Annotated in this window: 10 protein-coding genes; 3 read left to right on the top strand and 7 right to left on the bottom strand. The window is 68.6% G+C overall.

Going from position 1 to position 14,040, the window contains the following annotated elements; translation table 11 throughout:
• Window positions 1-161 precede the first annotated feature (161 nt).
• The 7 genes from ACFT2C_RS06140 to ACFT2C_RS06110 form a co-directional block, all read right to left on the bottom strand.
• Window positions 162-1,331 carry a hypothetical protein gene (locus ACFT2C_RS06140; RefSeq protein WP_377206135.1) on the bottom strand — a complete coding sequence of 390 codons (1,170 nt, stop codon included), beginning with the start codon at window positions 1,329-1,331 and terminating at the stop codon, window positions 162-164.
• Complete coding sequence (locus ACFT2C_RS06135; protein WP_377206134.1) at window positions 1,328-1,732, bottom strand: hypothetical protein; 405 nt, start codon at window positions 1,730-1,732, stop codon at window positions 1,328-1,330. The genes ACFT2C_RS06140 and ACFT2C_RS06135 overlap by 4 nt, the downstream gene beginning before the upstream one ends.
• Window positions 1,729-3,087, bottom strand: coding sequence for an RAMP superfamily CRISPR-associated protein (locus tag ACFT2C_RS06130; protein ID WP_377206133.1), 1,359 nt, complete (start codon window positions 3,085-3,087; stop codon window positions 1,729-1,731). The genes ACFT2C_RS06135 and ACFT2C_RS06130 overlap by 4 nt, the downstream gene beginning before the upstream one ends.
• Complete coding sequence (locus ACFT2C_RS06125; protein ID WP_377206132.1) at window positions 3,084-4,283, bottom strand: type III-B CRISPR module-associated Cmr3 family protein; 1,200 nt, start codon at window positions 4,281-4,283, stop codon at window positions 3,084-3,086. The genes ACFT2C_RS06130 and ACFT2C_RS06125 overlap by 4 nt, the downstream gene beginning before the upstream one ends.
• A 146-nt stretch (window positions 4,284-4,429) precedes the next feature.
• Entirely contained in the window at window positions 4,430-4,966 is a 537-nt protein-coding gene (locus ACFT2C_RS06120; protein ID WP_377206131.1) for an RAMP superfamily CRISPR-associated protein, read from the bottom strand.
• Window positions 4,957-6,384 (bottom strand): hypothetical protein, encoded by a 1,428-nt coding sequence (locus ACFT2C_RS06115; RefSeq protein WP_377206130.1) that lies wholly within the window; start codon window positions 6,382-6,384, stop codon window positions 4,957-4,959. Before ACFT2C_RS06115 ends, ACFT2C_RS06120 begins: the two co-directional genes overlap by 10 nt.
• On the bottom strand, window positions 6,381-8,480 hold the full coding sequence (locus tag ACFT2C_RS06110; RefSeq protein ID WP_377206129.1) for an RAMP superfamily CRISPR-associated protein: 2,100 nt from the start codon (window positions 8,478-8,480) through the stop codon (window positions 6,381-6,383). Before ACFT2C_RS06110 ends, ACFT2C_RS06115 begins: the two co-directional genes overlap by 4 nt.
• A gap of 975 nt (window positions 8,481-9,455) precedes the next feature.
• Between ACFT2C_RS06110 and ACFT2C_RS06105 the strand changes: the two genes are divergently transcribed.
• From ACFT2C_RS06105 to ACFT2C_RS06095, 3 genes are read left to right on the top strand one after another with little or no spacing between them, the layout of a single operon-like run.
• Window positions 9,456-10,094, top strand: a complete 639-nt coding sequence (locus ACFT2C_RS06105) for a nuclease-related domain-containing protein (RefSeq protein WP_377206128.1) — start codon at window positions 9,456-9,458, stop codon at window positions 10,092-10,094.
• Between the two features lie 9 nt (window positions 10,095-10,103).
• On the top strand, window positions 10,104-13,292 hold the full coding sequence (locus tag ACFT2C_RS06100; protein WP_377206127.1) for an FtsK/SpoIIIE domain-containing protein: 3,189 nt from the start codon (window positions 10,104-10,106) through the stop codon (window positions 13,290-13,292).
• Window positions 13,289-13,936 carry an LPD29 domain-containing protein gene (locus tag ACFT2C_RS06095; RefSeq protein WP_377206126.1) on the top strand — a complete coding sequence of 216 codons (648 nt, stop codon included), beginning with the start codon at window positions 13,289-13,291 and terminating at the stop codon, window positions 13,934-13,936. The genes ACFT2C_RS06100 and ACFT2C_RS06095 overlap by 4 nt, the downstream gene beginning before the upstream one ends.
• The last annotated feature ends 104 nt before the right edge of the window (window positions 13,937-14,040 follow it).

The raw sequence follows: 14,040 nt of genomic DNA, 5'->3' as shown, positions 1-14,040 counted from the left end.
GAGCATCACCCGGACCAGGGGCACGCCGTCGAACCTCCCGGCTGGTCCGGCGAACTCCGTGCAACTCGCCGGATGGTACGACTCGGGAAGGTCGTGGAGGACCGACCCGTCGGGGTCGAGGATTTCGACGGTGTGGGGCATGAGGTTTACGAGAGGGTCTCTCATAATGTCTCCGGTCGGCGCTCGGTACGGGTGCGGCCTGCCAGTCCCAGGTTGTGGCGGACGACGTCCACCTTCCATCGGCTCAACGCCCACCCAAGCGCGATCACGATTGCTACGGGTGCGCTGATGAAAAGAAGGATCTCGACGTCGCGAGGGTCCTGGGCGGTGGTGCGGGCCCACTCGTTTCGCACACGGTCGGCGACGGTGAAGACGTGTCGGACGGCGCGACCGAACCAGCGCGGTCTCTCTGTGAGCGGCTCTCGGCTGAGGTCGATCGCTACGTAGGCGCCGGCCTGTGGACCTTGGGGGCTGTCTCTCTGCAGGGCGTATCCCGTGTGCCGATAGGTGATCACGCCGTCGTCGTCCTGCTCGCCCGCGACCTCTGTCGTGCCGTGGGTAATGACGTGCTCTGCGTCGTGCTGCATGGTCCGGTCGCCGGTCACATTGGCAACCACCGCAAGCCGACGCCGGGCAGGTTCGGGACATGTCCGCAGGGAGACTAGTTCTGGTTCCGCGGTCGTGCGGGCAAATCGGGTGAGCAGGACCCGGGTCTGGATGTCGGAGAGTCTCTTCTCGAGCTCGTCGGACAGTACAACCCCGGGCACGACTCGCCGGTTCTTCTTGCGGGATACGTGCATGACCTCCAGGAGGTCGAACTCCTGCGTGCGTAGTGCGGCGCCGAGCTTGAACCCGTCGGGCATCATCGCCAGCGGGTAGAGATAGACCTCTCCCTCCCGCCCGCCGTGAACTGCCTCCGCTACGCGGGCACCGATCTCGTGTGCAGCGAGAGCGACGCGGGCACCTGCGTTCTCGGGGGCGTCACCAAGGTGGCGTGCGGGGTGGATGGTGAACGCGGAACCTTGTCGTTGTCGCGCGGTGGCGCGCAGCTTCTCCAGGCGCTGCACGTCGAGAGTGGCGTTCGGAAAGAGTTGGACTACGACTCCGACTCCCCGGTCGATCCGGTAGGTCCAGCACCCGACGGCGATGAATGCGGCAATGCCGGCCAGTGTCCAGTACCTGCCGAGGTACGGTCGGCTTCCTGTGTCCAGGAGCGCTTCGGCAATCGTCGGGACCATACCGACGGTGACACCAGATGACACGACGAAGAGCAAGGTGACGATCGTGCTCTTGTCCTTCAGCCGGTTCCAAACCGGCCTCCACCACCTCACGGGCTGGTGCTTTTCCTGCGGACAAACGTCACCGGCGCCGCGCCCGTGACTTCGAGTAGCTCGAACTTCAGCGCGTAGGCAGCGTCAGACAGCGAGCCGGCCTGAGCGTCGTTGCGTCCCCACGGGAATCCGTCGCGCACCCGGACGGGGACGATGTCGCCGTCTATCGCGTCGAGGTGGAGTGCGGCGACGAGGGTTTCGTTGCCGTCGAACCGGAGCCGCCAGCAAATGTCATCGGCCCAGGCCCATAGGTGGGTGGTGAGCGGAGCGTCGTCGGGCGGAGGCTCGGCAGCGTGGAGGCCGTCGAGGTCCGCCCAGGTGCCGACCGTGTCATCGAACAGCGTGCGGGCCTGCGCCCAGGGCATGCGGCCGTGCCGGACCAGGTAGCCGGTGGTGGTCACGTGTGGTCCTCCTCGGTTGCGGCCTTCAGTGCTGCCTGCGCGGCGGGCCGCTCGATCGTGAGCCAGGCCGCTGTGGCCTCGTCGGGGGCGAGGGTCCCGTACCCGCGGGTTGTGCCGCCGCCGACGCCGATCAGCCCGTCGGCGAGGTCGCCCAGCGTCAGGACGACGGCGGCGCGCAACGCCGGCGCCGGGTTTCCGTTGGCGCGGATTGCGAGCCGGATGGTGCCGCCCTCGACGACGTCCTCGGCGAACAACTGCTTGTCGGCCGCCCCGCCGAACACTCGGTCGAGCGCGACGTGGTTGCGGGTGTGAAGCGTTCCGCCGTTGACGGGGGTGTCGGGGAATGCGAGGTAGCCGCGTCGCCGGGAGGTCGCGGTGCGGGACTTCGCTGCCCCGAACGCCTGGCACACGTCGCACGTGCCGCAGGGGCCGGCCCCGTCGTCGCTGACCGAGTCGCACACAGGCAGCCCGACCGACCGGTACACGTACTCGACGCGTGAGCGCAGCAGGCCCTTCCATGTGCTGCCTGGCACAACAACGGTCTCGTTGGCGTCCTTGAGCACGCGTGCCACCGTCCCGCCGTCGATGCGCGACGACGCCCCAGAGCCCGGGTGTAGCGCGTCGAGCACGCGGAATTGCAGCGGGTCCTTGAATAGCAAGCGGTGGTCGAGGGGCACAACGGCCTCGTCCTTGTCGGGGAAGAGCCGCCTTGTGCCGTCGACGTCCGGCCCCACCATGCCCGGCCCGCCCTGCGAGAGCCAGGTCAGGAGCCCGGTCCGGGTGGTCAGGTCAAGCTCGCGATGGTGGATCGCGGTGAGTTGCAGGTCGCCGTGTCCGGTGGTGCGCCCGCCGCCAAGGACCGGTCGCCAGCCGGTCAGCAGCGCCTTGACCTCGGGCAGCGGCGACTCGCTACCCGGCTGGTCGATACGTAGCCAGACCTCGACGATGGTCCCGGCGGGCAGGGTTTGGCGGGAGTAGAGCGTCCGGTTGGCTGCAGCGCCGCGGTGGCGGTCGATCGCGGCCCGGCGCCGGACCTCGGGCTCGTGCGGGGGCGTCATTTGGGTGCCGAGTATTCGTACGAGGGACGCTTGCGCGACGGGCTTCTTGCGCTCTTTGGCGGCCTTGGCCGCCTTGTCATCGAGCGCGAACCCGAACAGCGCTCCGCGTCGGACTTCTGGCGTCGCCTCCCGCAGGGAACCTGTGACCGAGGTGCCCGGCAGGTAGGGCTCGCCCGCCGGGTTCGTTGCCAGCGGCAGGCTCGGCTTAGTCGTAGACCCGGACTCAGTGGTCTCCGGGGCGGCGACGCCGAACGGGCTGCGGGCGGTCAGGGTGAGGTGCAGCAGGTGGACCCTCATCGCGCGTCCTTCGCCAGCGCGTCCTTCGCCACCGCGTCCTGAAGCCGGAGCTCGGCGCGCAACCGGGCCTGCACGGCGTAGATCAGCCTGGTGTCCTTCTCAATCAGGTCCCGGACACGCTCACGGATCGAGCCGGATAGTTCGCGGTAGGTGCGCCGGTCCAGCAGGACCGCCGCCGGGCGCTCAGCGCCCGGCGGGGTCGCGGCGAGAGCCTCGACGAGATCTCTCAGCTCGACAGCGAGCCAATTCGCAGCCGGCGAACCGAGCAGGTCGCGGACATAGGCCATCACCTCGTCGGGCACTGCCGTGGACGGGGCTTCCGCCTCAACTGTAGTCGGTGCCCAGGCGATCGCGCGGACGACAACGTGCCCGAACCCCTCCCCGCGGCGCAGGCCGAGCCCGCGGTCACGGAGTGCGCCAATCGCCTCTCCGCTGGTGGGTTCTGCCAGGTCGATCCGCAAGACGGATCCGACGGCCAGCGCCCGCTCCATCGGTTTCGGCAGGCCGGAGGCCGCGTGCCAACCTCCGACCAGCTCATCGCGCGTCCACGTCGTCACCTTCGTGATGGGGACGCCGAACACGTCTCCGATCTCGTCGGTCAACGCGTCGCGTACCGCGTCGGGGCTGGTGAGGTCGAGCGGAAGGCCAGAGGCATCGGTGAGGATCGCCGGCGACGCGAAGACCAGCACGACGTGCTGGGAAGGCCCTAGGAGCTCAGGTACGCCGTCGGATAGCGTGACCTGGACCTCACCGCCTGTGCTGCGCCGCCCACCCACGCGGAGCGCTGTGACCGACTGCAACCAAGCTGCGGCACTTACCGGCAGGACCGCATCGACGCGCACGCTGCCCCGGAAGATGTGCCCGCCCTTCGACGACGACAAGGTGCGGCGGGTGAACAGGTCACCGTCAGCAGCCGTATCGTCGACGTTCATGTGGACTTGGGTGCGCTGCCGGCGCAGGCCGATCGGCAAGCTCACGCCACCCTTGGACGACTCGAGCGGCATGCCGCACCCGCACTCGGCCAGGCCGCCCACCTCGAACGCGGCGTCCACGACGGTGCCGCACGCCCCGTACTTGCACTGGCGCACGCTCACCGGGGTGATAGTCGACCCCTCGGCCATCAACGGCCCGTACGTGACGCCATTCTCGAACAAGGCAATGAACTCTCCCCGGTGCGCGTTCGCGCCGTCGGGCACGCCATGCTGTGCGATCCACCTCGCGGCGAACGCGCCACGGACCACGGAGCCTGGGACGTAGGCATGGGTCTCGGTCGGGGCAGTGCCGGTGGGGCCGGTGCCGAGCGCGAGCGGCTGGCGGGTGGTCGCGGTCAGAGTCCATGTCCTCATACGGGTACCCCCAGCAGATCCAGCAGGTCCTCGGTGACCGGGACGGACGGGGTGAGCGTGACCCAGCCCAAGCCGCGGCGCCGGTCCGCGCCGAGCGCGTGAACGCCCGCCGAAGCACAGACAAGCAGCGCCTCGTGCCGGCCGGTGGTGTCCCTTTCGAGATAGGCGGTGCGGCTGATCTCGAACGACGCTGTGGTCGCCCACACCTCGTCGGCAAACATGAGGTGGTCGTCTTTCGCTGTTCCTGTCTCAGGATCGATGGACCCGCGAGCCCGGACCGAGATGCAGGGCGTCGTCGCGAACTCGACCGGCCCCCAGGCCCAGGGGGACGCGGTGCGCGGGGTCCCGAACACGGCTTCGGTCAACGTGGTCTGCTGCGGGAACAGAACGTCGGCTGCCTGCCGCATCACGCCCTTGAGTGCGGACGCCGGGAGCAGTTCGTCAGGGTCGACGGCGTCGTTGATACCGGGACGCCCGTCGGCTGTCACGACCCGGAACGGGCCGTGGAACGTGATCGTCACGATCACCGCCACCACCTCACGATACTCAGCGCCTGGTCAAGCGAGATCTCGGCGTTGTCGCCGATGAAAGGACGGACCTGCTCCCAGGTGCCGTTGCGTAGCGCGACGCTGGCGGCGATGGTCTGGTCCGCCGTGCGCAGCGCGCGGACAAGCTGAGCGCGGTGGCTCGACGTCGTGCCGCTGAGCCTGTCGAGGCCACGAGCGGCGGCCGATGGAACGTCGTCCTCTCGGAGAGTCGCCAGGTCGACTGGGCTGCGGCCGGGATGCTCGTACCCGTCGGTTGTGACATCGAGCCACGAGATCGCCGCCCTGGCGCCCTTGCGGCCACGTTTGGCCTGCTTAAGCTGGCGCTCAGCTGCCTCCATCACAAGACCGAATGGCTGGGCATAGTGGGCGAACACGATGCCTGCGGACACCGACGGCATGACCACCGGGCTCATGTCCCCGGCGGCGCGCCGGCGCATGGCGAGTTTCTCGACCACGGGACCGACGGACTCTTTGATCGCCCGGTCGAACCGGGACAGGAACTCCGTGGTGAACCGCCACGCCTGGTCTGCCGGGAGCGTCACGACAACGTCGTCCCCGCCGATCACGTGCGGGACGACGGGCAGGCTGTGCGACGGAAGGGCGACCAACACCGCGTCCGTCGCTGCGGTCAGCGCCTGGAACACCGCCGAAGACAGACTTGTCGAGATCTGCTCCTTCTCGTCGTCCTTCCCGTGCCGGGCCAGCGCGGTGAAGAACGCGCCGAAGGCATTGCCGTCCGCGGCGACCGTCGCGAGCTGGGTCCGGTTCGCCGGGACGTCCGACAACAGAACCAGGTCGTCGAAACCATCTGGCGGTTGCCGCCTGGCGTGCCGAGCCAGGCGCCCCAGCGGCGACGCCTCGTCGCGGATGGCCTCGGACTGCGACACGTTCCTCATGACGCAGTCCAGGCACAAAGCCGTGGACTTTCCGTTCACTTCGCGGTGCCCGACCGCCGGGTCGACCCGGCAGGCCCGGCACGGCTGCGCCAACGGGAACTCCGCCGGCGGCGGCAGGTCCCGGCGCACACGGCCGTCCCGTTTGGCCGGACCGATCTGCGATGCGTACGCCTCGAGGTAGGTGTCTCCGACGCCGCTCAAGGACTGCAGTTCCACCGCCGGGAGCCGCTTGCGCAGGTGCGCCAGGACCAGCTCCTCGACCCGGTTGATCCAGTCCGCGCGTACGCCCTCGCCCGGGTCGTCGAAGACGAGACTCACCACCGAGTCCACGTCGCCAGCGTCCTTGTTAATCTCAGCTAGCGGCTTCACGATCTCTTCGATCACCTCACGCGACGTGGCTTGCGCCAATTCGCCGGAAGCTGCTCGGCGACCGCGCAGAGACTTCGATCGCGACAGATAGTGCTGGATTCGGACGGCAGCGACATCGACGAAGACCTTTGATGTCACTTCTGCTTCTCCGTGATGACGGGCATCGTCTGGGCTTCCACAGGGGACTCTGCGAGTGGGAGCTGGCGCAGCGAGCGGACGCTCTTCTTGAGCCGTGCCCCCGAGGTCTCCTCCCAGAACGGGAACCCTGGTTTGAGCAGGTCCTCAATCTGCGCTGTGGTCAGATGCTCGCTGCCTCGGGCCAACGGCTTCGCTGGCGGGTACCAGACCAGGTCGTCCGGCACGAACCCCAGTCGCAACACGTGCTCCAGCTGGATGCGTCGCGCCTCGGAGAGTCTCAGGTCCGCGGTGAAGGCGCTGACGGCGTCACTGAGAGTGATCGACGGCTGGGCGTCGCCGAGGTACCGCGAGGCGGCCGTGTCCAGCTGGAGGGCGTCGATGGCGGTTGTGATCGTGCCGAATCCGAGCGGACGACCACCGCCGACCGACGAACCATACGTGTGGTCCGCAGGCGCGTCGGGGAAGAGGGGGTGCGGGTCCAGGGCGCAAGCCAGCGACCCGATCTCAGCCAGGCTGAGGCCGTCGAACGAGACCTTCACCGTAAACCGCGTCGCTGAGGGAATCGTCGGAACGTTCTCGGTGTGCATCGAGGCTGCGTTGTCGTCCCCTGTGAGACTCGACAGACTCGGTGCCCCCTTGTAGGTCGCGCGGAAGTACTGTCGCGAGGACGGTTCACCTGTCAACCAGTACCGCTTGCGACCGCGCAGGTTCCGATGCTGCCGGTCGTCCGTCGTAGAGCCCCACTCGCGAAGCGGGAGCCCATTCGGTTCGGGCGCGGCACCCGCCTCGTCCGCCGCGATCCGGTCGAGGTAGAACTGACCGGCCCCGGGTCGCGGCTGACCAAGTGGCGGCAGGTCTAGATACTGGAACGGGTACGCCTTCATCGGTATACCGTCGCCGAAGCGCACGTGACCTCGGTACGCATGCTGCCCCGCTGTAGCATCGCGGCCGGTCACCTTGACCGCGCCGAAGATCCGGCAGCTCGGGCACAGACTCTTCATGTCGTGGCACGCACGGTAGTGCTCTGGGACGCGGTCGGCCGCCGTATCCGCCGGGCTGTGCCGCCAAACCGTGGACAGCGCGACGCCGAAGATCTCCGTTGTCGCGTCGTCAAGCAGGTCGCACTCGACCCACACCATCTGCCCCAGCACTAGTCCGCGCTGCGCGATGTGCCGGCGGCCAACCTTGACGACCTCGGTCTCGAGCCCGTTGTCATCGGTCTCGGTGAACTCCTTCGAGACCTCCACGAGCGAGTTGCCGGAACTACGCTTCTTCACGACGTCGTCCGAACCAGCAACCGCGTAGAGGTACGACTCCCAGGCCCCTTCGGCGAGCACGACGTCACGGTCGTGACTCAACTGCCCCGCCGTCCACCACACGGCGCCCGTGCGGGTTGTCGGCTCCGTGACGAGGACAGCCCACGGCTGCTCACCACGCGGCACATCCGCCGCCTGGATAACGACCTTCAGCCCCGCAGGGTCCTCTACCCGATCCGGGCCGAGCCCATTGCCTTGTCGCGCCCACGGTGCTACCAGAACACAAATCCCGCTCGCCGGAAGCACTGGCCTGCCAACCCCCAGTTTCAGAGCCGCGAGGAGGGCCGCATGGTCGATCCGGATAGTCTTCCGGTCGCACACGTTGAGTCGCGTCGGACGACCGTCCACATCGACTCCCGACACCCTGGCCAGCCGCCAGCGACCACGGCGCCGCACGACCTGGTCCCGGTATCCGGGTCGGAAGTCCGCGTTGAAGACCCGAAGGCAGCCGCCCGTGATCGTCTCGTGGAGCGACCGGACAGCTCCCGCCAGGGACGAGCCGGGCAGGTAGGGGACAAGCCCGCCGTCGAACTGCCCCTCGAACACCCTCCGCGGCGCCCCATCGCCCTCGGCATCAACATTGCGGATCAGCAGCGGGCTGCGGGCCGTGATCGTCGCATCGATCGTGCCGCTGTACCGGTCCTCGCCGAACCGGTCTTTGCCGAGCTTGGCGTGACCGGCAGGTTCGAAGCGCCACTCCGGTGACCCCTCGGCCGCGAAAGACACGAACGTATACGGATTGATGAACCGGTCCGATCGGTGCTCAGCGCTGCCGGGCATCGTGCTCCCACTCGTCGACGGGTAGGGACTACCTCATTGCATGCCGTGTCGGACCACAAGGGCAGAACAGGGTGAACCCTGCATACGTCGAGACGGAACAGCGGGACGCGGATCACGATGGGAGGCGGGGTACCGCGCATGGAGCGACTAGTTCCGGGCATGCATGCGCTCCCGGCGTGCTGCAGCGGCTATCACAGGCGCGCTCGACCTAGGGCTTGATCATGGCGACTTGGTCGTGAGTCGGACCTGACGAACAACGTCTGGTCGGACCTGTTCCTATGCCCTTCGGGCTTTGGTTCCGACGGAAGACGGAAGTCGTCTTGTGTGCAACCGCATGCAATCTCCAGTTTCTATGCCCTACGGGCTCTAGTTCCGACAGAACCCTTCGCATTGGAAGGCTGCCGTGACCTGTGGCGATGCGGTCCGGCTGCGCCGGGTAGATGCAGGAGACGCTAGCACGGGTGTGAGCCACGCTCCAGGGGCGGCGACCATATCGACTGACCTGCGGTGATGTTCCGCGGGCGATCAAGCGCATTGCCGTCTCCGGGGGGAGCTCGGTTGCGGATCTCGACGGCGGATGCTCGGCATGGAACTCGGCGTCGGTAACCACGCAGCCAAGTCCTCGAGTGATCAGTGCGCGGTCGCCGGCAGCCTCCAGGAAGCGTGACAGCGCGGACAGGACCACCGATGTGGCTGGGCCGTGATCGTCACATCGATCGTGTTGCTGTACTGGTCCTCGCCGAACCGGTCTTTGCCGAGCTTGGCGTGACCGGCAGGGACACGAAGCGTTCTGTGAGGTGGGCGATCGCCTCTGGCCCTGCGGACACCTCGTCGCCGCCGCAGATTTGCTCCTACCCGAGCACGACCCGCGAGTCGTAGTCCACCGCCTCGAGTGCCGTCGCCCGGGGTGTCGCTGACCCAGTGTCAGCGGCTGGCGTGTGTACCCCGGCAGCGCCGGTGCGCATGTTCGGCAGCATGGAACAGCGCATCCACAGCGAGGGGCAAATCATCGGCCGACCGGGAGCAGGGCTCACGGGGGTGCCGTCATGGGCAGCGAATGCCGACGTCGCCCGCATCGGCCAAGCTGGCGAGCTCCGCACCGCAGAGATTCTCGACGAGGCCTCACGCCGCCACGGCATTGCCGTGCTGCACGACCTCCGCATTCCGATCCCTGGCATCAAGGCCAACATCGACCATGTCGTGGTCTCGGGCCGCCGTGTGCTCTTGGTCGATGCCAAGGTCTGGCGACCCGGGGTTTACTGGACCGTCGCTGGCCGCACATTCCGCGGCCTGCACCGGTTCTCGCACGCCGAGAAGAAGACAATGCAGATGGCGGCACGCGCGCTCCGCGCCTTCTTGCAGAAGCAAGGTATCCGGGCGGATATCGTCTGGCCGCTCGTCGTGGTGTGGCCATCTCGGGCCGGCACGTTCCGTCGAGCGCTGTTGCGCGTGCCGGGCGCCCGGGTGATCCCTGCTGGGCAGTTGGCGAGAGCGGTCGCGCGCTTCGCTGGCCGCCGGATGGCTGACCGGCGCATCGTGGACGCACTTTCGGCGCTCGTCGCCGCGCCGGCCTCACCCGGCCGCCGCCATCAGGACGCCCGTCGGGCAGCGTGAGCCGACCCCATGGCTACCAGCGCCTCGGTCCAGCGCGACATCACGCTCCCGGTCATTGCAGTCGCCACCACGCTCGCCGTCGGGGCTCACATGACCGGGTACCCGGCGACACCTGCGGTCTGGCTCGGCCTCCTCGTCGCAGGCTGGACGGCGATGCCCCCGCGGCTCAGCGGCCGCAAGAACGCCGATGGGCGGCTGACCCCGCTCGGACCCACCGAGCGGAAGGCCATGCTGAGCTACCGACAGGTGTCCGAGCTGCGCTGGCGGCTGCTGCTCCCGAACCCTGACTGGCTCCCCGGCTGGCCGATCCTCAGCTCCTGGCTCACCGGCATCGGCGCCGGCGTGCTCGCGACCTTCCTCCCACTGAGGACAGGCATCCCCATCTGGTGCCCGTGGTTCAACGCCGCCGCAGCGGCCATCGTCGTCTGGCAGCTCGCAGCGTCCCGACGCCGCCACGCCACTATCGACGAGGCAAGCCCCGGAGTCCGTCTCAACTCTCTGCCCAAGCTGTTTACGACCTGGCCGAAGGCGCTCGCGTACGGAGTCCTGGTCGCCGTCGCCGGAACGACCGCCGCGTTCCACGCTCTCCGGCTGCCGATCGCCCCGTCGGCTCACGAGCTCTACGGCCCGGCGGACGCTGGGGTTCTCACGGCCACCGCGACCATGATGGCCGTCGTCCTAGCGCTCAAGATCCCGTGGACGGCGACCGCTCTTGCGCCGTGGATCACCCTGATCGCGGCACGCGAGGTCTGGGCCACTCGATGGGCGGCCCTAAAGCAGGATCCAGCGCCGTACCTGGTGGCCTACGAAACGATCGGGCCGTTGGTGCTCTCCACATTCGAGGCGCCGGCGTCACACGGGGCCGCCGCGTTCTACCCGCTCGGCCCACGGTTGCTTCCCTCGCTGGGCGCCAACTCCAGAGCCGCGGTACTCGAGTCCCCAACCACCGACTCATCAGGTGCGCCCGTGCCCGGGTCCGCGCACCCAACGCGGTTCGAGATCCTCACCTGGGCCGACGACGCGATGCCCGACATCGCGGCGCCCGGTACAGACCCCCAGATCACACGCCTCATGGTGCGAGCCGCCTTCTCCGCCGCATCCGGCGGCGGCACCACGTTCCACTCGATGGCGCTCACCAGCATCGAGCGCCTCACCGCGCCCGACTCCCCCGCCATCTGGGCAACCCGGTGGGCGCCGCTCGGCGTCACCACGCTGCAGAACTACCGGCAGTCCCCCGCCCGCGGATCGGTCGGAGCCTCGATCGACGTCGGCGAGGTGGTCGACCACCGGATGAACGGCGGCGTGATGTTCCTCGGCGCGGTGTCCGACGACAACGTGCGGCTCCGCGACGATGCCGGAGTCACCCTGGACGACCTCGCGTGGGCGCTCGGCGAGGACCAGTGGCGCTCGCGATGGGAGCCGGTGCTGGGCCAGAGCGTCAACGCACCGACGCCGTACAAGGGCCTGACGGCGACCGCCCGGCTCGCCGACGGGCAGGAGCTGCACCTTCAGCCGTTCACGACGCTGCATGGGGAGTCGTCGGAGATCTACATGCAGCCCAAGTATGAGAAGGCGATGGCCGCGGCGATCCCCGGGTCGCCGGCGTTCTGCTCCTTCGCGTACTGGCCCCGCCCCTCGGCGGGCCACGGGAACGAGCGACACAACCAGGCCTTCGCCGTCGTGTGGTCCCAGGATCCCATGCCCGGACTGGCGGACCTGGCGCCGTGCCCGGGGGATGCGCCACGCTGGGTCGCCGCTGGACACGTCAGCCGGGCGTTCACCGACGCCCGCCTCGCCCGACCTGAGGTGCTCAAGGTGGCAGCGCTGACCGCTGCGGCGTCGCGTCACCACATCTGGCGGATCGATATCCGCCTGTACGGCGGTGTCACCCTGGCCGACGTCCGCGGTGCCGTTGCGCGGCTTCGGCAGTCGCTCGGGGTGCCCTGGCTGCGTGTTGCCACGTCCTCGGACGGGTGCACGCTGTATGCCGGGGCGGCGCCACGGCGGGCCCGACTGGCACGACCGCAGCGTGACGAGGCCACCTTGACCTCGCTCGACTGGGAGCAGGCTTGGCTGGACTCGGGCGTGACCGGCGCCGGCGCGCTGACCCCGTCCCTCACCGACATGAGCACGCTGCCCCACAACACCGACGTGCAGGTCCTGAACTTCTCGCTGCCGCCCGGGCTCTCGGTACCCGAAGTCAGGGACGGAACGAACCGGCTCAAGACCGCCACCGGGAACTCGTTCCTCGACGTCCGCGAGGGGCCCGCCGGAGCGTCGTCGGCCCGACTGCTCGTGTCGGAGCGTGACCCGCTGCCTGCCCGAGCGGTGTACGACTACGACCTCGCAGCGGACCTGGAGGGGCTGCCGTTCGCGACGGCCGTCGACGGCACGCCGGTCTGTTTCGACCCGCTCGTCTCGCCGCATCTCCTGGTCGCTGGTGCGACTGGTGGCGGGAAGTCGGTCACGCTTCAGGCGCTGTTGTTCGGCGCCATCGTCCGCGACTGGGACATCGTGATCGCCGACCCGTCGAAGGAGGCCGCGGACTTCGGCTTCGCCAAGGGCTACGTGCGGGCGATCGCGACCGACATCGAAGACGCGCTGGAGGCGATGAAATGGGTCTACGCAGAGGGTTCACGCCGCAAGCTGCTCAACGCCGAGCATGGCGTCGGCTCCTACCGCGAGCTACCTCCCGAGGTGCGGCCGAAGCCGCTGATGATGGTGATCGACGAGTTCACGTCCTTGATCACCCAGGACGCCGTGCCGCGGCTCCCCAAGGAGCTCGACGACCCGGACGCCGAGGTCGAGCGTGACCGGATCATGGCCGAGAACGCGGCACGCCTGCAGATCGGTGGCCTGGCCGGCCGGATCGCACGGGAGCTGCGTTCGGCCGGCGTCATCCTGGTGCTCGCGACACAGAAGCTCTCGGCGAAGATCCTGGACGGCATTCCGGGCAGTACCGACCTGCGATCGAACCTGGCCAGGATCCTGCTCGGGAACGCGTCCAACGGTGACCGGATGGCCGCTCTCCGACTGCCGTTCGAGGCTCCCGTGCTCGGCGAATATGTTCCTAAGGGCCGCGGCCTATGGGAGTCGGTCGACGCACCTGCGAAAGTGGTCCAGGCCTGGTACGAGCCGGGAACTCAGCCGGAGCTGGCACGGCGGCTGGCCGCGGCCCGCACTTCATCCGCGGCATGAGCGATCCCGCCCGCCGTCCACGCGGCGCACCCGACTCGGCCGGTGGCCAGTTCGCGCCGAACGCACGAGACGAGCAGTCGATCGAGCTCCCACGGCCGGTCGAGCGGATCGATGCGAAGCGCTCCGCCGCCGCGCTACGCTCCGACCTGCGCCGACGATTCCCCGGTACCCAGGTCTCGGTCCGGATGGCCACCGGCACCGCCTACGGATGGGTCGACGTCTCCTGGACCGACGGCCCCCGAGAGCTGACTGTCGGCCGCATCGGATTCGAGTACCAGTCCGAGCAGTTCGACGGCTCAGACGACGCCTACCGCCAGGTGAACACCCACCAGAGCACCCGCTACGGACTGTCCGGCGTGCTCACCCGGCGCGAGATCGGCACCGCTGGACAACTGGCGATAGACGCCTGGTTCCAGGCCGCGCGCATCACCTCATACGAACGCTTCGACCCCGTCAGCGGGGAGCGGGCAACTGGAGAACGCGGCTACGACAGCGAGCGGCCCCTCACCGAGGCTGAGTGCGCTCGGCTGCGCCTGCCGCAGAAGGTTATCGACTACTACCCCACGATCGGCCTCGCGGTGTCTTGGTACCACAGGCACCTAGACTTCACCGGTGACCAGCCCGTCTTCGAAGACTCTCTCTGACGTCGTAGGGCCGCGCCGCACTTCATCCGCAGCATGAGTGGACCCGCCCGCCATCCACGCGGTGCACCCGACTCCTCCGGCGGCCAGTTCGCGCCACACCCCCG

It is taken from the genome of Promicromonospora sp. NPDC057138 (genome assembly GCF_042670845.1).
In the GTDB taxonomy this organism is placed as follows: domain Bacteria; phylum Actinomycetota; class Actinomycetes; order Actinomycetales; family Cellulomonadaceae; genus Promicromonospora.
The sequence above is the reverse complement of the archived record's forward strand: the minus strand, read 5'-3'. Positions and strand labels throughout refer to the sequence as shown.